Raw genomic sequence first — 23,437 nt, 5'->3', positions numbered from 1 at the left:
GCGGCATCGACGGTCGAGTAGGTCGGCTGCAGACTCGAGCATTGGTTTCGGCGCGAGGGCTGGCTGACTGCTCTGCGCCACCCTTGTGTCTCGGGCGGGGTGGGTGGCACCGGTGGTCCTTCCAGGAAGCACGTCGGACGGTGAGGTCGAGATCGTGCGTGGGGATGGGCGGATCGCAAGTAGAAGGGACTGGGGGTGGAGTCCTGTCCGGATCGCACCTGGCGAGCGAAACCCTCGGGGGGCCGGACGACACCCGGGCAGGAGATGGCGGGCGGCATCGCTGGCCGGTCGTTTCTCGCAGCGCGGGGCCGGTGCTACTCCGATGGCTCGGGGGTAGTTGCCGCGGAGACGCTTGCGGTCGGCACGGTTGCTAGGCATGCGGTGATGTCCCGCAGCTGCCCGGTGAGCTGCTCGGTGACCGTCTCGAGCTCCGCTCCCGGGGGCACCACCAGCGGCACAAGGACGTCACCGTGTTCGGGACGCGGCACGACCCGGGGCAGACCGGCCAGTTGCGCGGCGATCAGGTCGACCGGCGTCCCGTCCGCGGCGCGTATCTGTGCCCACAGGGGGGACTCCCCGTGGCGTGCCCACCACGAGAGCCACATCCCGACCCAGAGCGTGTGTCCGCCCGGACTGCTGATGTAGCGTCCGGGCCCCTGATCGCCGGACCCGTTCCGGACCTTGGTGGACGAGGATTGTTGCGCGGCCGCGAGAAGCGCCGGAACCAGAGCGCTGAGCTGCCGGCCGGAACGTGTGGGCAGGTCACCGGGCACCACCGGTGTCCATCCGACTCGTCCGCGCCAGGCAACCAGCCCGTCGATCTGAGCGAGGTCGGCGAGCCCGGCGGAATCGCCGGCGACGCCGAGGGCTTCGCGGAGCACGGCGAGGAGGTGGGTCCAGGACGTCGCCGCCAGGGTGTTGCCCGAGGGCAGGAGACACGACCGCGTCGGCCCGTCCGCGTGGGTCGGCGCCTGGTGTCCCGCGCCAGGTCCGGCGAGCAGTTCGGCCCAGATCGCTCGGAGCCGGTCGTCCGGCACCAGGTACAGCAATGCTCCGGGCGCGTCGCCGGTCAATCGTCGCTCGTAGGCGTCGGTCTGCTGGATCGCGGTCAGCTCCGCGTCGAACTTCGCCTCCAGGATCAACCGCGGCCCGAGGTGGTCTGATCCCACGACGTCGGGTCGGCCCTGGTCGTCGGCAGTGACGACCTGTGCCGTGAAAGTCAGCGGCTGGTCCACAGCGCTGCCGGTGAGGGTGGCGACTAGGTCGGTGACCGCGATCCGGCCGGCGGGGCTTCGTCCGAGCAGATGGACCAACGCGTCCGTGGCCACCGGCTCGGGTTGCAGTCGCCGGCTAGCGACGATGTCGGCGAGAAGAGTGCTCACCGCTCGATCATGACGTGATCGAGCGCGAGGCGGGGGTCGAACGCGCTGATCCGTTCGGGGTCGTGTCACCACCCCCGCTGCGGGCCTACGTGGCCGCGTTCGCAGCGTTGCCGCGTGGCGGCATTCCGTCGCAGATGTTGAGCGCAGGCCTCGCCCGCAGCGTCCCGTGCCGAGAGCGGGCCGGACGAAATATCGGAGTGCACCTCGTCAGTCCCAGGGGTCCAGCAATAACTGCAAGGCCGTCGCGGGGCGGCGGCACGAGTGAGACACCGAGGGCGCTGAGTTGATCAGCCAGACCCACGTGGCGAGTGACCTCCGGGTGCAAACCCTCGAGGAGGTCCAGTAGAAGCGCGGTGCCGAAGACTCGACGGTGCGGCTCTGGAGCGGCGAAACGGTCAACGTAGGGCTGGCCCCGCTCGGCTATTTCGAGCGGCGCTTCGGCACCTGTGAGCGGGTGGGAGGACCAGGGCAGGGCCTCGTTCAGCAGGTTCATGCCGGTCTGCAGGAGTGGCCGGGGCCGTCGTCACTGGCCAGGGCGAGGTCACCCGCGGGTCCCGCCCACGGATCGGTCGCTAACGGCCCAGCTCACCTTGTGGCGAGGCGAGGCGAGGCGAGGTCGAGGCGCTGCCGTCCTGCCGACCCGCGCGGGCGCTGGCGTGAGGCCGCGGAGCCTCGGTGGCCCGCCCTAGCGTTCCACCCGTGACTCGCCGACTCGTCCAGCTACTGCTCGCACTGTCCCTGGCCACTGCCGGGCTCATTGTGTCTCCTGCCACCGCGGTCGCGGACAAGGACTACGGCGACTTCGCCACCCAGAAGGCCGCCCAAGACTTCTGGGCGGCCAACGGTGGCTCGACGAGCAACGACCCACACCGGCTCGACGCCGACGGCGACGGCGGCGCGTGCGAGTCCAACCCCTGCCCCTGCTCGACCAGCCAGAGCGACACAGGCGTCGACGACGGTTCCAAGCCCGAGCCGCAGGCCGCCCAGTTAGAGCAGAGGGCGGAGGTCGTCAAGGTCGTCGATGGCGACACCGTCGACGTCAAGCTCATCCCCGGCAAGCGAGCCCGGGTCCGGCTCATCGGGATCGACACCCCCGAGGTGTACGGCGGTACGGACTGCGGCGGGCGGGCCGCGTCGAAGTCAGCAGAGAAGATCCTCCCGCGCGGCACCCGCGTGCTGCTTGTGTCTGACCCGACCCAGGACCTCAAGGACCGCTACGGCCGGCTGCTGCGGTACGTGATGAAACAGAAAGTCGACGTGAACCGACTGCAGGTCAAGCGCGGTCACACCCGGGTCTACGTCTACGGCGCGAGGCCGTTCCGGCGTGTGGCGACGTACCGCGCGTCGCAGGCCGCGGCCAAGAACGCCGAGCTCGGTTTCTGGGGTGCGTGCCAGTAGTTGCTCTTCGCGGCCCTGGAGCGCCGCTCAGCGCGCCAGGAACGCACCCGAGGTCAGCATCGAGCACCAAACGGGGGCGAGCAGGCAGGCAAGGAACCGGCCTCCCGATGCGGTGACGGCCTGGGCGCCCGTCTTTGCGTTTCGCAGCAGCGACGCCCGCAAGTCGTTACCGTCGCGGCCGATGAACGAGGTGATCCGGTGACCCTGGTGTGGAAGACGAGGCGCGGCGGCCGCTACCACCGCAGCCCGGACTGTCCGGGCATCGCCGACGGGCACGCGAAGGCGGCCTCCGAGGGCTACGCCAATCACGCAGCGGAACAGGTCGACCTCGGCGGCCTGGGCGGTGCCGTCGCCCCGTGCGCACGATGCTGGACCCCGGCGCTGCAGGACGACCCCTGGCTGGCTGCTCGGCTGAGCGCGGAGGTGCTCGCCGACTCCAGCTATGAACTCGACTTCTTCGACCAGGTCCTTCGTCGGGTGCGCGGTCTGGACCCGGACTACGTCCGCGTCCAGCACCCGGCTGCCGGGGTTTCTGGCACCGAGTACCGACTGGACTACGCCATCCTTCGCCCCGGGGAGCCCCGCCTCGGCATCGAGATCGACGGCTTCCAGAAGACGAAGACCCACAACGAGGGCGATGCCGCCCGTCAGGGCTCCATGTCGGCCCGGCAGAACGACCTGGTCAACGCGGGCTGGCGGTTGCTGCGGTTCACCAACCAGCAGGTCCGCACGGAACCCGGCACCTGTCGCACCCAGCTCGAGGACGCCCTGGCCACCCGCGCGGCCCAGAGTCACCCGGCCCGACCGACGCCGGCTGCGCCGCAGTTCGGGTCACCCGCCCACGACTCCCCCGCCGGACCGTCCAGCACGACTGGCACCGACCGCCGCCCTACCGCCGGCTCCGCCCCCGGTACCGCATCCGGGTTCGCACCCGAGGCTGCGGCCGGGTCGCGGCCCCACCGGTCGCTGCTCGTGGCCGCAGCGGTCGTCGCGTTGCTCGCGCTCGCCGCCACGCTCTGGCACCTCGGGACCGACCCGGAGTCCCCAGCGACCCCGTCCGTGGACCCCGCCGGTTCCACCTGCCCGCCGTCCCATGCCATCAAAGGCAACCTCGCCGACGACGGTGAACGCATCTACCACCGGCCCGGGAACCGCTACTACGACGCCACCGCCCCCGAGGAGTGCTTCGCCTCCCCCACGGACGCCGAGGACGGCGGCTACCGGCCGTCACGGGTCTAGGCACCTACGCACAACTGACCGCACCGCGGATCGGATTGGTTCTCCGGTCGCGTCCACGGCGGCGGTCCGAGCAGCGTCACCCCGCCGCGTGGGCGTCTCGACGTCGGCCGGGGGCCGTCGACATGGTTTGTCTCACCGTTCGGCCGCGCGTCCTGACCGGGTCGATGGGCGCTCAACGGGTCGACCGAACTCGGAGCCGGAGCGGCTGAGCGGCCGGAAAACGACGAGCTCGCCTGCCCGCGCCTGGGCCAAGCGATCGAGGCTGTCGCGCTCAACGACTCCGATCACGGGGTAGCCGCCCGTGACGGGATGGTCGTCGAGGAAGACGATCGGTCCGGCGGGAGGCACTTGGATTGCGCCCGTCACGACACCCTCACTGGGCAGCTCTCCCTGAGTCGCACGTTCGAGCGGCGGTCCAAGCAGCCGCACCCCGACTCGGTTGCTGCTGGGACTCACCACCCACTGGCTGCGGCAGAGTGCTGCGTGGGCGCCTTCGGTGAACCAGTCGTCGCGAGGCCCCGGGACATACAGCAGGACGGGTAGGTCGCGGTGGTGGCTGGTCGGCCTCGGGATGTGGTCGATCAAGGGGTACGGACCCCAGTCGCGTCCGACGGTGAGGACGTCGCCCGGGCCCAAGGGATCGGGCCCGAGGCGTGCGAGGGTGTCGGTCGACCGCGAGCCGAGGATCGGCTGCGCGTCGAAGCCGCCGCGGACCGCCAGGTAATTGCGGAGACCGGTGCGCGGGGTAGGCACGGTGATCCGTTGTCCGGTTCGGACTCTGATGCGCGCGTCGGGCGGATGGCGGACGCCGTCGACGTCGACGTCGACGTCTGCGCCGGTAACGGCGATGTCCATGCGGCCAGTCGCTCGGGCAACGAGACCGCCGAGGGTGACCTCGACGGTAGCGGCGGTCGAGAGGTTTCCGACGAGGCGGTTCGCACGGTTGTGGCTGGCGCGGTCGACCGCTCCGGAGATCCCGACGCCGATCGAGGCGTGGCCGCGCCGGCCGAGATCTTGAAGCGTCGCGAGTGAGCCCGCGTTCTCGACGATGAGCCGCGGCGTCATTTGGTCACTGCGAACCGGACGATTCGCCCCGGAAGCATTTGGGTCGGCGGGGCTGCAGCGACGTCGAAGAGGCGGTGCTGTGTCCGTCCGATTATTCGCCAGCCACCCGGGGAGGACTGCGGGTAGATGCCGGTGAAGTTGCCGGCCATCGCGATCGAGCCCGCAGGGACTCGCTCTCGGGGCTGGGCCAGCCGCGGGAGGGTTGTGCGGTGCTCAGCGGCGACCATGTAGCCGAACCCTGGCGCGAAGCCGGTGAAGGCGACCTTCCAATCCAGCGAACTATGCCATCGGACGAACTCGTCGCGCGCGAGCCCGAGGGTCTCGCAGACGAAGCGCAGATCGACGCCGTCATACGTCGCCTCGATCAGGAGGACGTCGCCGGCCTCGTTGCTGGTCGTGCTGAGCGCCATCCCGCTGACCAGCTGCTCGACCTCGTAGCGCGACGTCGCGAAGGTGTCGAACTCGACCAGAACGGTCTTCGAGGCCGGCACGAGGTTGACGAGACCGCGTGCGACTCCGTCTCGTCGGGCGCGCTCGAGGCCGCGGTAGAGCGCCAGCATCTGGTCGGTGCTGTCGACCTCGACCAGGACGGCCTCCAGCCCGGCCGCCATAATCTTCACCGCGGAGCGTCCGGTCGGCGATCCGGCTGCGCCGGCGCGAGCGGGCTGCGGACGGAGACGCCGGCTTCCTCCAAGCGGTGCCTTACGGCGGCGGCGAGCTGCACCGCGCCTGGGGAGTCGCCGTGGATGCAGACGCTGTCGGGGACGACATCCAGCGTCGTGTCGTCGAGGGTGTTCACGGTGTGGTGCCGCACCATCTGCAGGACGCGCTTGGCTACCTGGTCAGGGTCGTGGATCACCGACCCCTCTGTGGACCGCGGCGCGAGCGCGCCGCTGGCGAGGTAGGCCCGGTCGCCGAACACCTCGTCCAGCGTATCGAGCCCTCGTGCATGCGCGGCCCGGTGCAGGGCGGAGCCCGGCAGCGACAGGACCCGCAGCTCGTTGTCGAACGATGCCACCGCCTCGGCCACCGCCTCGGCCTGGGCGGCGTCCCGTGCGACGCGGTTATAGAGGGCGCCGTGAGGCTTCACGTAGCGGACCCGTGAGCCGGCGACCCGGGTGACGCCGTCTAGGGCGGCGAGTTGGTACACCGTGAGGTCGACCAGCTCCTGGTGCCCTATGTCCATATTCCGGCGACCGAACCCTTGCAGGTCCGGGTAGCCGACGTGCGCCCCGATCACGACGCCGCGCGCAACGGCGGTTTCCACGGCGCGACGGATGGTCGAGGGGTCACCGCCATGGAACCCACAGGCGACATTGGCCGAGGTGACGAGGGACAGAAGGTCGTCGTCGCAGCCGAACGTCCACGCGCCATAGCCCTCGGCCAGGTCCGCGTTCAGGTCAACCGTGAGAGCCGTCGCCCCAGCCGGTGGTGACGGCTCGAGGGCGGTCATCCGTCCGTCCCGCCGGTGCCCAGTTCCGCGAACGCGGCCAGGCCTGCAGCGCTGATCTCGCTGTCGTCCTCGAGGGTCCCCCCGGACACACCGACGGCGCCGACGATGGTGCCCGTCTCCGGGTCGCGGAGCGGCAGCCCGCCGGCGAAGGTCACGAGTGGCCGGCCGGCGAGAGCGTTGTTGAGCGCGTAGAACGGTCCGCCTGGCTGAACCGCATCGGTCAGGTCTGCCGTGCTGGCACGGAGCGAGAGCGCGGTGAACGCCTTGTTGGTCGCTAGGTCGCGAGCGGCGAGGATCGCGTCCTCGTGCGCCATGAAACCGAGGAGGTTGCCGCCGGCGTCGACCACGGCCACGGCCGACGGCGCACCTCGTTCGGCGGCGTGGCGGTGCGCCGCTTCGATGACGGCGGTCGCTACCTGCATCGTGAGCACCATCAGATCTGCCCTCCGTCGACGACGATCGTCTGCCCGGTCATGTAGGACGCATCAGGGCCAGCCAGGAAAGCGACTGCTTTGGCGATCTCGCCGGGCGTTCCCTGCCGCCTGAGCGGCACCGTGGTCTCCACCATGGCGTCGAGCACCTCGCGGCCGCCCATGTTGTCGATCGCCGGCGCGTTGAACGGCGTGTCCACCCACCCTGGTGCCAGACAATTGACCCGGATCGCCTGTGGGGCGAGCTCGTTCGCCAGGGCGCGCGAGAAGGCGACGATCGCACCCTTGGACGCCGAGTAGGCCGTCTGCCCAGGTCCGCCACGCAAGCCGGCGATCGATGCGATGTTGACGATCGCGCCGCCGCCGTCGCGGCTCAGCAACGGTACGCCGAACCGAGCCGCGAGGTAGCAGGACTTCGGGTTGACGCCCATGAGCAGGTCCCAATCCTCCTCATCGAACGAGGTGATGGGCCCGGAGCGCTGAACGCCGGCGTTGTTCACGATGGCGTCGAGGCGCCCGAAGTGGGCCTCCACCTCGCCAAAGAGGCGCTCGACGTCGGAGGCGACTGACATGTCGGCCTGCACGGCGAGGACCTCGCCGTCGCCCTGCCCGCTCAGGCACTCCGTCGCGCGGTGAACGGCGTCGCCGTCGCGGTCGACGACGGCGACGCTGCCGCCGCGGCGTAGGAGTTCTTCGGCGGAGGCGAGGCCGATGCCGGAGGCCGCGCCGGTGACGACCGCGACGTCAGGTGCGGACGGTCCGGGGGGATGAGTGGTCATGGCGGGCAACGTCCTTCGTGGTTGGGGCGGGGACGGTCGGGCGAAGCCCCTAGTCCGGGGTCGGCCGGTAGACGGGCCCACGTTCGATGACCCGTTCGAGCATCTCGACGTACTGGTCGGTGTCGTCGACGGGTCGCCGTTCCTCCTGACCGGGGTAGCCGAGCGCGTCGCGTGCACGGTCATCCATGTAGTAGGCGCCGGAGATGAGGATGCCGACGGCGGCGAAGGCGTCGGGGTCCTCAGCAGCCACCCGGCGCACGACGTCCGCGGAGCTGGTTCCGGCCTCGACGCCGGACGCGACGGCGCTGATGAAGCCGAGGAGGTCAGCGCCGAGGTCTGGTCGCAGTCTCAGGGCTTCGTCGATCCAGCTGGAGTGGACGCCCACCTCGCGGGCAGACGGCATGCCGGAGCCAGCGGGCACGAGCACGTCCAGGACGGCCGCGAGGGTCGCGCGCTGGTCGTCGGTAAGGCCAGCCGAGCGGGGTTCGATGTGGATGGGAGTGGTCATGCAGACACCTCCTGCGTCCGCCGGTTGACGATGAGCTGTCGGACGCCGCGCAGGGTCAGGGCGGCGATGGTGGCGGTGGGGTTCATCCCGGTCGACGTGACGAACGTGCTGCCGTCGTAGATGAACAGGTTCGGTACGTCGTGCGAGCGGCCATACTGATCGACGACGCTGTTACCAGGGTCCTCTCCCATCCGGGCGGTGCCGAGCAGGTGCCAGCCGCAGTCCCGCATGAGGGGCGTGTCGTAGGTCTCGACGGCGCCGGCGGCCAGGTGGGCCTCCCGGGCCCTCGCGAGATGGAAGTCGAGCAGCTTGCGGGTGTTCTCGCTCGTCTTGTAGATGATCTTGGGCGCCGGGAGCCCGTCGGAGTCGACGAGATCGGACGACAAGGTCACGCGATTCGCCCCGTCGGGGAGGTCCTCGGCGATGATCCCCCATTCGAAGGAGCGGCCGAAGGTCCGGCGTGCCTCCCGGTGGAAGTCCGCTCCCCACCCGGCGAGCGGGTCGCGCCCGGCGGTCGGGTCCATGCCCGCACCTGCCTCGGCGTGCCCGCCGTAGCCCGAGCGGTTCCCCAGTGGTCCCCCGGCGGGCATGACCTGCCACTTGGCGCCTCGGGCGAAGCCGCGCGACAGGTCGGTCTCGTAGAACTGCGTCGACACGATCGCCTGACCGGCCGGCCCCAGCCAGCTCTCGAGGTTGTCCTCGTAGACGCCGTTGACGGCGGCGTAGGGATGCATCATCAAGCGTCGGCCGACCATCCCGGAGCTGTTCGCCAGGCCGTCGGGGAAGCGGTCGGACGTCGACATCAGGAGCAGGCGGGGCGTGCCCACGCCGTTAGCGGCGACGATGACGGTGGAGGCCGGCTGGTGGTGGCGCGCCCCGTCCCGATCGATGTAGACGGCTCCGCTGGCCAACCCCGTGCTGTCGACGGTGATCTCGGCGACGCGCGCGCTGGTGACCAGCCGCGCGCCGGCCTTGATCGCCGCCGGCCAGTGGGTCAGGTCGGCACTGCCCTTGGCGCCCTCGGGACAACCGGTCTGGCAGGTGCCGCGCCTGATGCACGCGTCGCGTCCGCGGTAGGAGCGGGACGCGATCGCGTTGGGTGCCGGCCACCAGTGCCATCCCAGCTTGTCCATGCCCGCGGCCGCCTTCTGTCCGATGCGCCCGATCGGCAGGGGCGGCAGGGGCGGCGGCGCGGTCTCGGGGTAGGTCGGGTCGTCGCCGAGGCCCGACACCCCCATCTGCTGATCCATTTCCTCGTAGAAGGGCTGGAGGTCCTCGTAGGTGATCGGCCAGTCGTCCGCGACGCCGTCGAGCGTTGCTACCCGGAAGTCCGAGGGCAGCGCGCGGACCCAGTGCGCGCCGTACAGGATCGTCGCGCCTCCGACCCCGGCGTACATGAGCGGGTTGACGTCGGAGTCGGTCACGTCGACTGGGTAGTCGGCTGGCATCCCGCGCACGTTTGGGTTGGGATGCCAATTCCGTTGCGCGGACAGCTCCCAGTCCTTGGTGGCGCCGGTGAACACGGCGCGGTGGGTCCAGTCGCCTTGCTCCAGGCAGGTCACGGAGAACCCCGCCGCGACGAGCTCGCTGGCGGCGATGGCACCCGTGGGGCCGGCGCCGACGATGAGGACGTCGACGTGCGAGTGGTCGGTCATGAGGATCCTTCGAGGTAGGGCGGTCCGGCGGCTCAGACGCCGGTCACGAGCTTGCGGGACTTGCCGACGGAGAGTCGGGCGAGGCCGATGGCGACCACTAGCGCGGTGCCGTTGAACACCGGCTCCACCCACGACGGGACACCGAGCAGCGTCAACCCGTTGACGCCCACGGCGAGCAGGTAGACCGACAGCACGACGCCGAGCGGATTGAAGAAGCCGAGGCGGAAGGCGGCCAGGCTGAGGAACGCGGCGGCGAACGCGGGCAGGAAGTAGGCATTGGAGATCGACGGGTTGCCCGAGCCGACTCGTGCGGTCAGGATCAACCCCGCCAGCGCGGCGAGGGCGGAGCACGCAATCAGCGCCGACGCCCGCATGCGGGCCGTGTTGACGCCCGCGAGGCGGGCGGCGTTCTCGGAGGAGCCCACGGCGTAGAGGTAGCGACCCCACGGACGCCGCTCGAGCACAAACCACAACACGGCCGCGACGACGACCATGTAGTACACCGGGAGTGGGAGGCCGAGGAAGCTGGTTGAGCCAAGGTCCTTGAGGGACTGCGGGACGCCCTCGTAGAGGACCGACCCTCCGGTGTACCAAAGGACGAGCCCGCCGAGGAAGGTGCTCGAGCCGAGAGTGACCACCACCGACGGCAGATCGGCCCTGACGATCAGCAAGGCATGGACGGCCCCGACCAGTAAGCCCACTCCGATGACCACAAGAATGGTCAGCGGCACCGAGAGCCCCTGCTTGGCGGGGAGGCCCGCGGCCAGGATTGAGGCGAAGCCGAGCACCGATGCGACCGACAGGTCGAAGTCGTTGGCGATCAGCGGGATCATGACGGCGAGCGCCAGGATCGTCAGGACCGCGCTCTCGACGAGGATGGTGCGGAAGTTAGCGCTGTTGGCGAACGACACCGGGCGCAGGATGCAGAAGATGGTGATGAGCAGCACCAGCAGGCCGACCATCCCGAAACGCGGGGCCTCCTGCCGTGCGCGTCGGCCCCACGACGGGCGGGCCGCGGTGGCGGCGGTTCCCCCGCTCCTGCCGGATGGGATGGCGGTCGACGCCGTGGCGTCCGCGTTTTGTTCAGCGGAGTCGAGTGATTTCACGATGCTCTCCATGTGCCAATGGGTCAGTGCATCGCACTGAGGATGTCGGTGACGTGTACCTGCGAACGCTCGGCGTCCAGGGCGACCTTCCCGGCGCGCAGGACGACGACGCGGTCGCAGAAGTCGAGGATTTCTTCGGGTTCAACCGCAGTGAGGAGCACCGCGGTGCCGGACTCGGCGGCCATGCGGAGCCTGCGCAGGATGTCCTGCTTGGCCCACACGTCGATGCCCTGGGTCGGCTCCTCGGCGATGATCGCCGGCGGGTCGATGGCCAACCAGCGGCCGAGGATGGCCTTCTGCTGGTTCCCCCCGCTGAGCGTCAGCATCGGCGCCTCGGGGTCGGACGGTTTGACGGACAGCTCTTGGGTCCAGAAGCCGGCCAGCTTCCGCTCCCGCTTCTTTGCGATGGAGCCCAGCCGGATGGTGCGCCGGAGGCTTCGCACGGAGATGTTGTCGCGGACGGTGAGGCCCGGCAGCACGCCCCGGCGGGGCCGGTCGCTCGGCACGAAGCCGATCTCCCGGGAGCGGGGGCTGTTGGCCCGCAGGACTTCCCCCGCGAGCTCAACCCGGCCGGCGGACGGGGCGTTGCGTCCGGACATGATGGCGCCGAGCTCGTCCAGGCCGCTGCCGACCATGCCGAAGACGCCGACGATCTCTCCGCCGTGGATGTCGAGCGACAGGTCGTTGATCGTCTGCGTCCGCACATCGTGCGCCGAGAGGGTTGGGACACCGGTCCGAGGCGGCGCGGTCCACGTCGCCTCGACGTGGGCCGGGGCCGAGCCGACCATCAGCTGCACCATGTCCGGGATGGTCAACCCCGCTGTCGCGCCGGAGAACACCACCTCGCCGTTGCGGAGGACCGTGACGGTGTCCGCGAGGTCCTTGACCTCCTGCAGGCGGTGCGTGATGAAGACGATGCCGATGCCGCGGGCGGCGTACGTCGTCATCGCGTCCGCCAGCAGGCCGATGTCCGACGACGGTAGCGCCGAGGTGGGCTCGTCGAGCACCAGCGCCTCGACGGCGCCGCTGCTCGACCTGTCCAACGCCCTGGCGCACGCGATGATCGCCTGCTGCGCCAGCGGCAGCGACTGCACCTGCTCGTGAAGGGTGTGCCGAAGGCCGAACTCGTCGAGCGCCGCGGTCGCCCGCTCGGCCTCCGCGTCCCAGTCGATCCGACCGTGCTTCATCGCCATCGGTCGACCGATCGCGAAGTTCTCCAGCACCGTCAGCGTGGGCAGCAGCCCCAGGTCCTGGTGGACGAACGCGACCTCGCCCATCGTGATGGCGCCCTCGTCCGCGTCGTGGTACCCGGCCAAGGTCTTCACCAGCGTTGACTTGCCCGAGCCGTTGAGCCCGATCAGCGCGTGGATCGACCCCGAAGCGACCTCGAGCGAGACGCTGGCCAGCGCTCGGGTAGCGCCGAACGTCTTGCTCACGTTGTCGACCCGGATGCGGGGCGCTGCGGACGAGGGCACCGGGGTCACTGGCCGTTCCAGATCTTCTCGTAGGCGGCCGCGTAGTCGATGTCGCCCGTCCAGGGACCGCCCGGCTCGATGGTGTCGATGTTCTCGGCGGTGATGAGCCGGATGGGCACGTTCTGCTCGACCGCGTCCTCGCCCGCGAGCATGCGGTTCATGTTGTCCATCGCGGCCCATGCACCCCATTCCATGGCGCCGCCGACCGAGGCGGTCAGCTGGTCGTTGCGAATCAGCTCGAGGGCGGGCGAGACGCCGTTGAACGTCCCGACCTTCACCTTCTCGAGCGCGCCGGCCTGGGCCATCGACGGGATCGAGGCCAGCATGGCGGCGTCGTACGACGCGATCATGACGTTCATCTCGGGATGCTGGCGTGTGGCGGTCACGGTCAGCTGCGGCAGGCGGGTGGCCGCGTCACCTGCGGTGAAGTCCTGCTCGTCCACAATCGAGCACGACGAGCACGCCTTGATGTCCTCGGCGGCCTTCTCGGTCCAGGCGTACGGCGCGTTGAACTCCGGCGAGTTCAGGATGAAGGCATTCGCCTCACCCTCGGACTTCCAGATCATGTAGGCGGCCATCGCCTCGCCTTGGGCGTCGATGTCGGCTTGGACGTCGTAGGACACCCCCGAAGGACCGACCTCGTTCATAGAGTCGTAGCTTCCGACGACCAGTCCGGCGTCCCGCGCGGCTTTGATCGGCCCTGCGATCGACTGGGCGGAGACGGCGTCGAGGATGATGCCGTCGGCGCCGTCGTCGATCGCCTCCTGCACGGTGCGGCTGTAGATGCGAGGGTCGAACTTGCCGTCGACGACCTTGACGTCCCAGCCGAGTGCTTCGCCCGCGGCGGCCGCCGCCTTGCCGGGCAGGTTGCAGCCTTCGGCCTCGAAACCGCAGGCCAGGAACACGACCTTCTTGTTCGGTTGCGCTGTAGGCCCGTCGGCCGGGCCGGTGAACTCGGTGACCGGCTCCATCGCCTGCTCGGCGATTGCTTGGTAGTCGGCGGTGTCGACCGCGGGACCCGAGCTCCCTCCGGTCTCCTCCGAACAGGCAGACAGCGCCAGCAGAGCGAGCACACTCAGCCCACCCGCCGTGATGCGCAGCGACTTCAACATCTCAATGCTCCTTGGAGTTGGGCTCCACACCGGTGGCGCCGTCGGGGTGGCTTGGGCCACATCGCGGCACCTTACGGATCGTTCACACATTCAGCAATCCATCTGTTGGGGTTGTTTTGATCCTTAACAGCAGCGAAACACGCAGGTAGGTGCGCCAGGAGGAACCTCTTGCTGATTCGTGGATCGTTCACGTAGCCTGCGCGAACCGACCGGCCATCCGGCTTGTCGTTGCTAGTGAGGTGTTGGGGTGAGCACGTTGAACAGCGAGCGCGCCATAAGTGCGCTGTTCGTCGGCGACACCAAGCCCGCGTTGGCCAGCACCGGCGAGCGGGTCGCCGACGCGCTTCGCGCATTGCTCATCGAGGGCCGCATCGCTCCGGCGACGCGGATGTCAGAAGAGGCATTCGCCTCCGCGATGGGCGTCTCTCGCAACACCCTGCGCGAGGCGTTCCGGCTCCTCGCACACGAGAACCTCCTCGTGCACGAGTTGAACCGTGGCGTGTTCGTGCGCCAGTTGACGGCCGCCGACATCCACTCGATCTATCAGGTCCGCGAGATGATCGAGCTTGCCGCCGTCCGCAGTAAGGCCACCCACACGGCGGCGGGCATCTCACGCCTACGCTTGGCCGTCACCCAAGGGCTCGCTGCAGCGGAGGTCGAGGACTGGTCAGGCGTCGGCACGGCGAACATGAACTTCCACACCGCCATCGCTGCTCTGGCCGCGAACGAGCGCATCGACGCGATGATGCGCCGCACCCTCGCCGAGCAGCGCCTGGCCTTTCATGTCATGCACCCGATTCGGGACTTCCACGAGCCATACCTGCCCGACAATGAGCGCATCTGTCGGCTGCTCGAGGACCGGGAGCTCGAGGAGGCGCAGGCCGAGCTGGCGGCGTACCTCGAGCGGGCGGAGCAGCAGCTAGTGGATGCTTACAGGGCACTCGAGAACTGACGACAGGAAGAAGATCGTCGTGCCGGCGCGGAAGTCGACCCTAGGCCCCCGGCATCGACCCGCCCCTGCAGGACGGTCATGCGAGGCCCGCAGCGGCCACCGGCGACTCGGGGTTCACCGAGGCCCCGCTGCGTCGTCGACCTAGCGGACCGAGTGCCTGCGAGACGCCCGAGCCTTGCTTGATCGGTCGCCGGATCGGACTCGATCCAGTGAGGCGGTGTTGGCTCGGCTAGCACTGACCACCGCCGAGTCACAAACGTTGCTGTAGCGAAGGGCTTCGCGGAGTCGTGGTGGCTGGTCAGGCCCATGCCTTGGGGGAGCTCCACCACCGGTCCGATCCCCCGCACCGGACTGGTTCTGCGATCACGCGTCGACCTTCTGACGCGGTCGCTGCGTGAGGCGCCGCGCGCGGTGATGAGGTGCGGACACCCGCCTTCGCGCGAGTTCGACGTGGCGGAGCTTCCGTGGTCTCGCTCACCTCCGTCACTTGGCTCCAGTAACCAAGCGTGGAGCACCGAGCGGTGCGCCGCGTGAATGGGTCGGTCTAGCACGCGCGAGTCAGTCCGCGGGACGGATCTCGAGGCCATCGGTGTCCACCACGTACTCCTCCTCCTCGCGCTCGGTGTTGCGCGTCAACAGCCGCCATGGCTCGACGTGCGCAACCCAGACCTTCCCGTCCGCCCGGCCGAGGATGCGTTCGTCGGCGAAGCGGGCTGCCACCGCTCGGTTCGGAGTCCACGACCAGCCGTCTCGGTGCTCGTCGGTGGCTCCCCGATACAAGGTCAGCGCCTCGGCCGGGGGGTCGGCCGGGGTGCCGTCCACGGTGTAGCCGGACAGTTTGAACAAAGAGCGCCAAGTGGCCCGCTCGAGCGACAGACCTGGGAACTCCGCCATAGACCATACGGATCCCACCGCCGCGGCGTTCTCCTCATCGAGCAGGTCTGCGGCCCAGAGAGCCTCTAGCAGGGCTGGTCCGTCTCTGCGGTCGAGTCTTGAAGCCATCTCCCCGATCTCCTCCTTGGAGATGAGGCGCTCCAAATCTTTCGCCCACTCGAGCAACTCGTTGACCGTGAACACGTACGGGACCGCCGAGACGGCGTCGGCCACAGCCTCCGATTCCATGGCTGGGGAGGCTAGGTGTTCCGCGGGCGTCCGTCGCTGCTGCGGTCCGCAGATACACCAGATCGATGCCCTTTCGAGCGCTGACGCTCGGCGTCGGTGATGACCTCACGCTTCTTCGGCGATGCCTCGGCGGGTTCGGCGAGGGCGGTGGCTGCAGTGCCGGGAAGGCCGCAACCCGGGCCAGTCGGGTGCCACCGGCTGCTGGTGTCCCCGTCTAGTACGCGGGGAGCGATGCACCTAAGCGAAGGCGGACGTCACCAGTCGCTCCAGGTGCGCGGGCGTTCTCCACATCCGGAACGGCGTCGCTGCCGCATCGGAACGGTCGGTGCGGAGTTTGACGTTGACCCCGAGGTCGCCGCGGCGCCGCCCCTCGAGGGGCACCACGGTGATGGTCATGATCGCGTCGATGATCCGGCGCTTGCGCTCCAGCGGCAGGTTGCGCCATTGCTCGTCGGTGATGCCGAGCGCGCCGTCCAGTACCGACCCGCGCGCGGTTGTGATCAGAGCGTCGGCGACAGCGCCTGCCCGCTCGCGGAGGAGTTCGGTCGAGGCGCTGAGCTGTGCGGCGGTGATGGCTCCGGACGCGAACAGGGTGGCCGCGTCCCGCAGCCGCCCGTCGATGTCGGCGCGCTCCCGCTCGAGTCGCAGCCGGTCCTGGGTGGCCGCGTCGCCCGTTTTCGGCTGGCTCACCGTGCTGAGCACGTCGAGCGTCCAGCTCTCTACGTAGGCGTCGACCCGGGCCATGTCTCGGTGCACGTGTCCCTTGGTCCTGGAGGGGCAGGTGTAGATCCAGTGCTTCCGCCCGTTCCGCGACGCCACCCAGCCGGGTTTGAGGCCGGCGCCGCAGTGGCACTTCGCGAGGCCGCTGAGCAGGTGGCGGCGTCCGGGACCCGGGGTGGTTCGGCGCGTAGGGTCCGAGAGGACCGCGACCACGGCGTCGTGCTCGGTCTCGCTGACGATCGGTTCCCAAGCGGCCTTCCCGATGACCTGCCCACGGTGCACCATGCGCCCAGCGTTTCGCTCGCGCAGCAGCAGCGATCGGAGCGAGGTATACCCCCACGTTCCGCCACGGGTGGTGCGCACGCCTCGCTCGTTGAGATCGCGAAGGATCGACCCCAGGGAGTCGCCGTCGAGGACGCGCCGCACCATGCCACGCAACTCGTCGGCCTCCTCGGGGCGCAAGGTGAGGCCGTCAGCCTCGTAGCCAAACGGTCTTCCGCCTCCCAGCGGCAGGCCCTTGCTTGCGAGCTCTTCGACCTTGCGACGCTGTCGTTCGGCCTTGTGTTCGGACTCGTGCCGTGCGACTGCACCGGTGATGCGCGCGGTCATCCTTCCCGACGCCGTGGCAAGGTCGAGATGCCCGGCCTGCACGGTGTGTGTCGGTACGGACTCCGCGATGTCGATGTAGGTCTCCAGTTCCCGCAGCGACCGGTGCAAGCGGTCGGTGTGCCAACACACGACGGCCTGGATGCGGCCGGCGCGGATGTCGTCGAGAAGCCGCTGGTACTCCGGGCGGGGCTTCCCTGAGTAGGCGCTGGTGTCGTTGTCGCAATAGACGTCGACAACCTCATATCCGAGCCTTTCGGCGAGCGCCTGACAGTCGCTCCGCTGTCGCTCGACGCCGAGCCCGGCCCCGGTGCGGTCCTGGCTGATCCGCACGTAGACGCCGGCCTTGGTCATAGTTCACAACATAGTGCTCTAGTCAAGTTCACGCACCCGGACTGGGTGCCGCTCCAGACCCGGCAGGCCGGGCTCGAGGGCACCGGCGAGGTGCGGCTGCGCGAGCTGGTGAAGGAGAGCCTGCGGATGCGGCCCAACCGGCTGATCGTCGGCGAGGTCCGGGCGGAGGAGTGCCTGGACCTGCTGCTGGCCCTCAACGCCGGCCTGCCCGGCATGTGCACGATCCACGCGAACTCCGCCCGCGAGGCGCTGGTGAAGATGTGCACCTTGCCGCTGCTGGCCGGCGAGAACATCTCGGCCCGGTTCGTCGTCCCGACCGTCGCCTCCTCCGTCGACCTCGTGGTCCACCTCGGCGTCGACGAGCACGGCGTACGACGCGTCAACGAGGTCGTCGGGGTGCCGGGGCGGAGCGAGAACGACATCATCGAGACCGAGCCGGTGTTCCGGCGCTCCGGCGGCGACCTCCGGCGGGTCGGCGGCATGCCGCCCCGGCTCGACCTCTTCGAGCGCGCCGGGATCGACGTCCACGCCATCCTGGCCGGTCCGACCGCCGAGGGGCGTTGAGGTGGGGGCGCTCGTCGGCCTCGGGGTCGGGACCGGGTTGCTGCTCGTGTGGTCTGCGTTCTTCGTGCCGCGGACGCCCCGCACGGGCCCGCGGCGGCCCGGGCGCACCCAGGCGTTGCTGACGAGGGCCGACCTGCGCTCGGTCTCCCCGGCCTCGTTCGCCGTGCTCTGCCTGGTCACCGGTCTCGTCGCGGCCCTGGTCGTCCAGGCCGTCTCGGCGACCGTGCCCGTCGCGCTCGCGTTCGGCGTCATGGGCGGCTACCTCCCCGTCGCGGTCGTCTCCGCGCGGGCCCGCCGCCGCCAGCGCGAGCTGGCCGAGGTGTGGCCCGAGGCGGTCGACCACCTCACGAGCGCCGTACGTGCCGGCATGTCGCTGCCCGACGCGTTGGCCGCGCTGGGCACCCGTGGGCCCGAGGCGCTGCAGCCGGCGTTCGCCGACTTCGCCCTCGACTACCAGGTGACCGGTCGCTTCGGTGAGTGCCTGGACCGGCTCAAGGACCGTCTCGCCGACCCGGTCGGGGACCGGGTGGTCGAGGGACTGCGGGTCGCGCGCGAGGTGGGTGGCGGCGAGCTCGGCCGGCTGCTGCGGAACCTCTCGGGCTACCTGCGCGACGACCTGCGGACCCGTTCGGAGCTCGAGGCGCGGCAGGCCTGGACGGTCAACGGCGCCCGGCTCGCGGTGGCCGCGCCGTGGCTGGTGCTGCTCTTCATGTCCTTCCAGTCCGAGGTGATCCGGCGTTACGCCTCCCCTGGCGGGGTCGTCGTCCTGGTGGTCGGCGCGGTGACGTGCGTGGCCGCCTACCGGCTGATGATGCGGATCGGCCGGCTGCCCGTCGAGCGGCGGATCCTCTCGTGACGCCGGCGGTGTGGGGCGCGCTGCTCGGCGCGACGACGGCGGCGGGGCTGCTGCTGGTCGGTTTCCGTGTCGCCGCGACCCGTCGCCCGCAGCTGGACACCCGGGTGCTGCCGTACCTCCGCGACCTGCCGCGCAGCGGCCCGGGTCCCCGCGCCGTGCAGACCGCCCCGCCGCGATCGGTCGTGGCCGCCGTCTACGGCCCGCTGCTGCGGTCGGCCGCGGACGCCGTGGAGCGGGTGCTGGGCGGCGGGTCCACCTCGGTACGGCGTCGCCTCGAGCGGGCCGGGCTCGACCGGACCGTCCACGACTTCCGGGTCGAGCAGGTGCTGTGGGGGCTCGCGGCCTTCGCGCTCACCGCGGCGTACGGCGTCCTCGACGCGCTCGGCGATCCCAGCGGGGTCGCGTCCTCGGCCGTGCTCTGCGTCGTCGCGTTCGCGCTCGGGGTGCTGGCCCGCGACAGCCACCTCAGCGGCCAGGTCCGGTCCCGGGAGCGCCGGATCCTCGCGGAGTTCCCGACGGTCGCCGAGCTGCTCGCCCTGTCCGTCGCGGCCGGGGAGAGTCCGGTCGCCGCGCTGGACCGCGTCGTGCGGCGCAGCGGCGGCGAGCTGTCGACCGACCTGGCCCGCGTGCTCGCCGCGGTGCGGACCGGCGAGCCGGTCTCCGCCGCCTTCGACCGGCTCGCCGCCGCCACCGGCCAGCCGCTGGTGGCGCGCTTCGCGCAGGGCATCGCCGTCGCGGTCGAGCGCGGCACGCCGCTGGCCGACGTCCTGCACGCGCAGGCCGCCGACGTGCGCGAGGCGGGTCGCCGCGAGCTGATCGAGGTCGCCGCGCGACGCGAGGTCTTCATGATGGTTCCCGTCGTGTTCCTCGTGCTGCCGGTGACCGTGCTCTTCGCGTTCTGGCCCGGCGTGGTCGGGCTCAGCCTGACCACTCCCTAGCGCCGCCGGCGCACCTCAGATGTCTCGGGAAGGAACCACCATGGAACACCTCGACACCGCTCTCCTGCGGTTGCACGCCGCGCTCCTGGCGCTGACCGCACCCCGCTCGCGCGACGAGCGCGGCGACGTGCCCGGCTGGGTGCTGGTCACCGTCATGACCGCCGGGCTGGTGATGGTCATCTGGAAGGTGGCCGACCAGCAGCTCGCGCAGATGCTCAACAGCGCGCTGAGCAAGGTGCAGTAGTGCGCCCGGCGGCCGAGCGCGAGCGCGGGGCCGCCGTCGTGGACTTCGTGCTGGTGCTCGTCGTGCTGGTGCCGCTCTTCCTCGGCATCCTGCAGGTCTCCCTCGTGCTGCTCGTCCGCAACACGCTCGCGGCCGCAGCTTCGGAGGGGGCGCGGTACGCCGCGACCGCCGGCCGCGGCCCGGCCGACGGCGAGGCGGTCACGCGCGACCAGATCACCGGCGCGGTGTCGGGACGGTTCGCCCAGGACGTCGCGGCCCGGCAGGTGCTGGTCGACGGGCAGCCGGGGATCGAGGTGACCGTGCGGGCCCGCGTCCCGGCGCTCGGCCTGGGCGGCCCGGCGCTCGAGCTGGACGTCACGGGTCACGCGGTGGAGGAGCGGCCGCTGGAGGACGCGCCGTGAGCCGCGCTCGTCCGCGCCGTCGGCATCCTCGTAGCGACCGCGGCAGCGCCCTGGTCGAGGTCACCTGGCTCGGCATCCTGCTGCTGGTGCCGATGCTCTGGATCGTGCTCAGCGTCTTCGAGGTGCAGCGCGGGGCGTTCGGGGTCGGCGCGGCGGCGCGGTCGGCGGCCCGGGCCTACGCGCTGGCACCGACCGACGCTGAAGGCGCCCGGCAGGCCGACCTCGTGGCGCGGCAGGCGCTGGCCGACCAGGGTCTCGGCGAGGCGCCGCTGGAGGTCCGGGTCACCTGCACGCCGTACCCGTCCGACTGCCACAGCGGCACCTCGGTCATCACCGTCCGGATCGAGTCGCGTGTCGACCTGCCGCTCATGCCGGAGGTGCTCGGTGGGCAGGCGCCGACCTTCGCGCTGGACGCGACCCACACCGTGCCGATCGGGCAGTACCAGGAGGTGACCGGTGCGGCGGCGGAGTGACGAGCGCGGCCAGGTCACGGTGCTCGTCGTCGGCTTCGCGGTGTTCCTCGCCGTGGCGGTCGCGGTGGTGGTCGACGCGACCGCGGCGTACCTCCAGCGCTCCGGCCTCAGCACCCTCGCCGACGGCGCCGCCCTCCACGGCGCCGACCTCGGGGCGACCGGCGCCGACGTCTACGAGGGCGGTGTGCCCGAGGGGCGGCTCGAGGTGACGGCCGCGCAGGCGTCCGTCGCGGTGCACGACTACCTGACCGAGGTCGGGGCCTACCGGCGCTACCCCGGCCTGCGGCACACCGTGGCGGTCGACGCCGGCGAGGACCGGGTCACCGTCCGGCTCAGCGCGCCGCTCGAGCTGCCGCTCACCTTCCCCGGCTCGCCGGACCGCCCGACCGTCGCCGCCAGCGGCTCCGCCGTCTCCGGTGTCGACCGGCCGCTGGGGTGACCGGCGGTCAGCCGAGCGTGCGGGAGAACAGCGCCCGCAGCTCCTCGAAGTGGCGCTCCGCCGCGGCCTCGTCGTACGACGAGGTGTCGGCCATCGTGTAGCCGTGCACCGCCCCGGCGAACACCTCGTTGGTGTGCGGCCGGCCCGCCGCCACGAGCGCCTCGCCCAGCGCGGCGACCGCCTCCGGCGGCATCGAGCGGTCGTTGTCGGCGTGCCCGAACGCGTACGCCCCCCGCGACCCCGCCACCGCGAGGTGCGGACTGTCCGGCTCGTCGGTCACGAGACCGCCGCCGTGCCAGCCGCCGACCGCGGCGACCCGGTCGGGGAACCGTCCGGCCGCACGCACCGCCAGCCGCGCCCCCATGCAGTAGCCGGTCACCCCGACCGGCCCGTCTGCCGCGTGCTCGGCCAGCGCCGCTGTCCAGGCGTCGGTGTCGGGGCCGGAGAGGTCCGGGGTGTACGCACCGACCCGGTCCATCGCACCGCTCGCGAAGAACGCCTCGCGCTGCTCGGCCTCCCGCAGGTCGCCCTGCGGCGCCAGCTCCGCGGCCGAGCCGTCCCGGTGGAAGACGTGCGGCACCAGCACGACGTACCCCCACGAGGCGATCCGGTCGGCCATCCGCTCGACCTGGGGCCGCAGCCCGATCGCGTCGACGAAGAACAGGACGCCGGGGCGGCCCGGCTCTCCGGTGAGGTACGCCTCGGCCGGGCCGTCGGTGGTCGGGATGCTGATCCGCTCGCTCACCCGGCCGACGCTAGCCAGCGGGTGGTCGCTCGTGGTCAGCGGACGGCGACGATCTTGGTCCTGTCCCCGAGCGAGACGACGGTCTTGCCGAACGACGCGTAGTACCTGGTGGCCCTGCTGCCGTTGCGGTCGCCGATCCGCCACTTGACCACCCCGTCCTCGCCCAGCACGACGCTGCGAACCCGAGTGGCGACGCCCTGACGCACGCGGAAGAGCCTCACGACTGCGTCGGCTCCGGCACGGGCAGCCGCCGCGGCGAGTCGATCGTCCCCGTTCCGGGCATCGCGTCCCTGCAGCCGTCCGTTGAGACCGGGCGGAGAGCATCGGCACACCACGTCCGGGAACGCCCAGGCGGGGCCGGCCGTGCCGACGACGGCACCGGCGTCGTTCGTGACGACGGCGTCGATCTGAACCGGACCGTCGAGCACGAAGTCAGTGGTGGCGGTGCCCGTCGGATCGGTGACGTCGGTGGAGGTCACGGTCTCGTTCGTCTCACCACTGGTCCGGGTGAAGATGACCGTCAGCCCCGGCACCGGCGCCCCGTCCCGCGTTGCGATCAGGATCGCCGTGCGGTCCTGACCCTCGTAGCCAGACGGTACGTCGAGGGCCAGCTCGACCGGGGCGGGATCGGCGTCCGGCCCGGCCTGGGCGGAGGTCGGCGCCAGGGCGAGGGCGGAGAGCAGTGCACCGACGACGCTCAGGAGGACGAGACGCAGGGTCATGCGAGGCACCCTGCCACGGCGGGGTCGCTCAAAGCACGGAGATCGTCTTCGTCCTCGCCCGGGGCGAGACGTCCGTAGCTCCCGCCACCGCGTAATACCTCGTCGCGCGGCGGCCGTTGTGGTCGTCGACCCGCCAGGCCACGACGCCGTCCTCCCCGAGCACGGTCCGGCGGATGCGCTGCGCCTCGCCGTCCCGGATCCGGAACAGCCGGACAGCCGCGTCGGCACCGGTGCGCGACAGGCTGACGGTGATCCGGTCGTCGCCGTTCCGGGCGTTCGTCGCACGGATGCCGGGCGCGGCACACCGGCAGACAACTACCGACGGTTCGGCGTACGCCGAGACGCCGGTGCCGGTCGAGCTCCCCTCGGCGTCGACCACCTCCGCCTCGACGCTGTAGTCGCCGGCCGTCTCCAGCCGATAGGTGTACGTCGCCGTGCCGACCGCGTCGGTGACGGCCTCGACCGGCCCGCCGGTCGCCGACCCCGGGCCGGTGCGGCGGAACGTCACCGCCAGCCCCTCGCCGGGCGCCCCGTCGACCGTCACGGTGAGGGTGGCGGTGACCTCCTGGCCCTCCCGGCCCGCCGGGACGACGAGGTCCAGCACGGGCGCGGACGCGGCGACCGCCCGCGCCGACCCGGAGGCCAGCACGAGCAGCGCCGCGACGAGGAGGAGGACGGTCCGGCGGGGGCTCATGAGC

Annotated in this window: 26 protein-coding genes; 10 read left to right on the top strand and 16 right to left on the bottom strand. The window is 70.9% G+C overall.

The window, feature by feature from the left end:
* Positions 1 to 314: 314 nt before the first annotated feature.
* Positions 315 to 1,382 carry a hypothetical protein gene (locus tag AB0N29_RS01710; RefSeq protein ID WP_364863600.1) on the bottom strand — a complete coding sequence of 356 codons (1,068 nt, stop codon included), beginning with the start codon at positions 1,380 to 1,382 and terminating at the stop codon, positions 315 to 317.
* A 699-nt stretch (positions 1,383 to 2,081) separates the two neighbouring features.
* Here AB0N29_RS01710 and AB0N29_RS01705 point away from each other — a divergent pair.
* Together AB0N29_RS01705 and AB0N29_RS01700 are read left to right on the top strand one after the other, a co-directional pair.
* Positions 2,082 to 2,780 carry a thermonuclease family protein gene (locus tag AB0N29_RS01705; RefSeq protein WP_364863598.1) on the top strand — a complete coding sequence of 233 codons (699 nt, stop codon included), beginning with the start codon at positions 2,082 to 2,084 and terminating at the stop codon, positions 2,778 to 2,780.
* Positions 2,781 to 4,019: a DUF559 domain-containing protein gene (locus AB0N29_RS01700; protein ID WP_364863596.1), complete on the top strand. Its 1,239-nt coding sequence runs from the start codon at positions 2,781 to 2,783 to the stop codon at positions 4,017 to 4,019.
* A 132-nt stretch (positions 4,020 to 4,151) separates the two neighbouring features.
* Here AB0N29_RS01700 and AB0N29_RS01695 read toward each other — a convergent pair whose 3' ends face one another.
* Genes AB0N29_RS01695 through AB0N29_RS01650 form a run of 10 tightly spaced genes read right to left on the bottom strand, consistent with a single transcriptional unit; the run spans position 4,152 to position 13,603 of the window.
* The gene (locus AB0N29_RS01695) at positions 4,152 to 5,084 is read right to left on the bottom strand and encodes a biotin-dependent carboxyltransferase family protein (RefSeq protein ID WP_364863594.1); all 933 of its coding nucleotides are present in this window, start codon (positions 5,082 to 5,084) and stop codon (positions 4,152 to 4,154) included.
* A complete protein-coding gene (locus tag AB0N29_RS01690; protein WP_364863592.1) occupies positions 5,081 to 5,695 on the bottom strand; it encodes an allophanate hydrolase subunit 1 in 615 nt (204 codons plus the stop codon). The genes AB0N29_RS01695 and AB0N29_RS01690 overlap by 4 nt, the downstream gene beginning before the upstream one ends.
* Positions 5,696 to 5,700: 5 nt before the next feature.
* Positions 5,701 to 6,537, bottom strand: coding sequence for a 5-oxoprolinase subunit PxpA (locus tag AB0N29_RS01685; RefSeq protein ID WP_364863590.1), 837 nt, complete (start codon positions 6,535 to 6,537; stop codon positions 5,701 to 5,703).
* Positions 6,534 to 6,971 (bottom strand): heme-binding protein, encoded by a 438-nt coding sequence (locus tag AB0N29_RS01680; protein ID WP_364863588.1) that lies wholly within the window; start codon positions 6,969 to 6,971, stop codon positions 6,534 to 6,536. The genes AB0N29_RS01685 and AB0N29_RS01680 overlap by 4 nt, the downstream gene beginning before the upstream one ends.
* Positions 6,971 to 7,747: an SDR family oxidoreductase gene (locus AB0N29_RS01675; RefSeq protein WP_364863586.1), complete on the bottom strand. Its 777-nt coding sequence runs from the start codon at positions 7,745 to 7,747 to the stop codon at positions 6,971 to 6,973. Before AB0N29_RS01675 ends, AB0N29_RS01680 begins: the two co-directional genes overlap by 1 nt.
* Before the next feature lie 49 nt (positions 7,748 to 7,796).
* The gene (locus tag AB0N29_RS01670; protein ID WP_364863584.1) at positions 7,797 to 8,255 is read right to left on the bottom strand and encodes a hypothetical protein; all 459 of its coding nucleotides are present in this window, start codon (positions 8,253 to 8,255) and stop codon (positions 7,797 to 7,799) included.
* The gene (locus AB0N29_RS01665) at positions 8,252 to 9,910 is read right to left on the bottom strand and encodes a GMC family oxidoreductase (protein ID WP_364863582.1); all 1,659 of its coding nucleotides are present in this window, start codon (positions 9,908 to 9,910) and stop codon (positions 8,252 to 8,254) included. Before AB0N29_RS01665 ends, AB0N29_RS01670 begins: the two co-directional genes overlap by 4 nt.
* Before the next feature lie 32 nt (positions 9,911 to 9,942).
* Positions 9,943 to 11,028 carry an ABC transporter permease gene (locus tag AB0N29_RS01660; RefSeq protein WP_364863580.1) on the bottom strand — a complete coding sequence of 362 codons (1,086 nt, stop codon included), beginning with the start codon at positions 11,026 to 11,028 and terminating at the stop codon, positions 9,943 to 9,945.
* Between the two features lie 11 nt (positions 11,029 to 11,039).
* Complete coding sequence (locus AB0N29_RS01655) at positions 11,040 to 12,452, bottom strand: sugar ABC transporter ATP-binding protein (RefSeq protein ID WP_364863578.1); 1,413 nt, start codon at positions 12,450 to 12,452, stop codon at positions 11,040 to 11,042.
* Positions 12,453 to 12,496: 44 nt separating this feature from the next.
* A complete protein-coding gene (locus AB0N29_RS01650) occupies positions 12,497 to 13,603 on the bottom strand; it encodes a sugar ABC transporter substrate-binding protein (RefSeq protein ID WP_364863576.1) in 1,107 nt (368 codons plus the stop codon).
* 247 nt (positions 13,604 to 13,850) lie between these two features.
* On the opposite strand from AB0N29_RS01650, the gene AB0N29_RS01645 reads away from it, so the two are divergent.
* Positions 13,851 to 14,555, top strand: coding sequence for a GntR family transcriptional regulator (locus AB0N29_RS01645; protein WP_364863574.1), 705 nt, complete (start codon positions 13,851 to 13,853; stop codon positions 14,553 to 14,555).
* Positions 14,556 to 15,113: 558 nt separating this feature from the next.
* On the opposite strand, the gene AB0N29_RS01640 is transcribed toward AB0N29_RS01645, so the two are convergent.
* A complete protein-coding gene (locus tag AB0N29_RS01640; RefSeq protein WP_364863572.1) occupies positions 15,114 to 15,677 on the bottom strand; it encodes a hypothetical protein in 564 nt (187 codons plus the stop codon).
* A gap of 237 nt (positions 15,678 to 15,914) precedes the next feature.
* Complete coding sequence (locus tag AB0N29_RS01635) at positions 15,915 to 17,357, bottom strand: recombinase family protein (protein ID WP_364863570.1); 1,443 nt, start codon at positions 17,355 to 17,357, stop codon at positions 15,915 to 15,917.
* Between the two features lie 45 nt (positions 17,358 to 17,402).
* Between AB0N29_RS01635 and AB0N29_RS01630 the strand changes: the two genes are divergently transcribed.
* The 7 genes from AB0N29_RS01630 to AB0N29_RS01600 are packed head-to-tail and all read left to right on the top strand — an operon-like array spanning position 17,403 to position 21,272.
* Positions 17,403 to 17,921 carry an ATPase, T2SS/T4P/T4SS family gene (locus AB0N29_RS01630; RefSeq protein WP_364863568.1) on the top strand — a complete coding sequence of 173 codons (519 nt, stop codon included), beginning with the start codon at positions 17,403 to 17,405 and terminating at the stop codon, positions 17,919 to 17,921.
* A 1-nt stretch (position 17,922) separates the two neighbouring features.
* The gene (locus tag AB0N29_RS01625; RefSeq protein ID WP_302270160.1) at positions 17,923 to 18,777 is read left to right on the top strand and encodes a type II secretion system F family protein; all 855 of its coding nucleotides are present in this window, start codon (positions 17,923 to 17,925) and stop codon (positions 18,775 to 18,777) included.
* Positions 18,774 to 19,715 carry a type II secretion system F family protein gene (locus AB0N29_RS01620; protein ID WP_364863566.1) on the top strand — a complete coding sequence of 314 codons (942 nt, stop codon included), beginning with the start codon at positions 18,774 to 18,776 and terminating at the stop codon, positions 19,713 to 19,715. The genes AB0N29_RS01625 and AB0N29_RS01620 overlap by 4 nt, the downstream gene beginning before the upstream one ends.
* Positions 19,716 to 19,755: 40 nt before the next feature.
* Positions 19,756 to 19,959, top strand: a complete 204-nt coding sequence (locus tag AB0N29_RS01615) for a hypothetical protein (protein ID WP_302270155.1) — start codon at positions 19,756 to 19,758, stop codon at positions 19,957 to 19,959.
* Positions 19,959 to 20,360: a TadE/TadG family type IV pilus assembly protein gene (locus AB0N29_RS01610; RefSeq protein WP_364863563.1), complete on the top strand. Its 402-nt coding sequence runs from the start codon at positions 19,959 to 19,961 to the stop codon at positions 20,358 to 20,360. Before AB0N29_RS01615 ends, AB0N29_RS01610 begins: the two co-directional genes overlap by 1 nt.
* On the top strand, positions 20,357 to 20,833 hold the full coding sequence (locus tag AB0N29_RS01605) for a hypothetical protein (RefSeq protein ID WP_364863561.1): 477 nt from the start codon (positions 20,357 to 20,359) through the stop codon (positions 20,831 to 20,833). The genes AB0N29_RS01610 and AB0N29_RS01605 overlap by 4 nt, the downstream gene beginning before the upstream one ends.
* Positions 20,817 to 21,272, top strand: a complete 456-nt coding sequence (locus AB0N29_RS01600) for a pilus assembly protein TadG-related protein (RefSeq protein WP_364863559.1) — start codon at positions 20,817 to 20,819, stop codon at positions 21,270 to 21,272. Before AB0N29_RS01605 ends, AB0N29_RS01600 begins: the two co-directional genes overlap by 17 nt.
* A gap of 7 nt (positions 21,273 to 21,279) precedes the next feature.
* On the opposite strand, the gene AB0N29_RS01595 is transcribed toward AB0N29_RS01600, so the two are convergent.
* From AB0N29_RS01595 to AB0N29_RS01585, 3 genes are read right to left on the bottom strand one after another with little or no spacing between them, the layout of a single operon-like run.
* The gene (locus AB0N29_RS01595) at positions 21,280 to 22,017 is read right to left on the bottom strand and encodes a dienelactone hydrolase family protein (RefSeq protein WP_364863557.1); all 738 of its coding nucleotides are present in this window, start codon (positions 22,015 to 22,017) and stop codon (positions 21,280 to 21,282) included.
* Positions 22,018 to 22,052: 35 nt separating this feature from the next.
* On the bottom strand, positions 22,053 to 22,739 hold the full coding sequence (locus AB0N29_RS01590; RefSeq protein WP_364863555.1) for a hypothetical protein: 687 nt from the start codon (positions 22,737 to 22,739) through the stop codon (positions 22,053 to 22,055).
* Positions 22,740 to 22,767: 28 nt separating this feature from the next.
* Positions 22,768 to 23,433, bottom strand: coding sequence for a hypothetical protein (locus tag AB0N29_RS01585; protein WP_364863553.1), 666 nt, complete (start codon positions 23,431 to 23,433; stop codon positions 22,768 to 22,770).
* Positions 23,434 to 23,437: the final 4 nt, after the last annotated feature.

Source organism: Nocardioides sp. NPDC092400, from assembly GCF_040684155.1.
Taxonomy (GTDB): Bacteria; Actinomycetota; Actinomycetes; order Propionibacteriales; family Nocardioidaceae; genus Nocardioides.
This window is presented reverse-complemented; position numbering and strand designations above follow the sequence as displayed.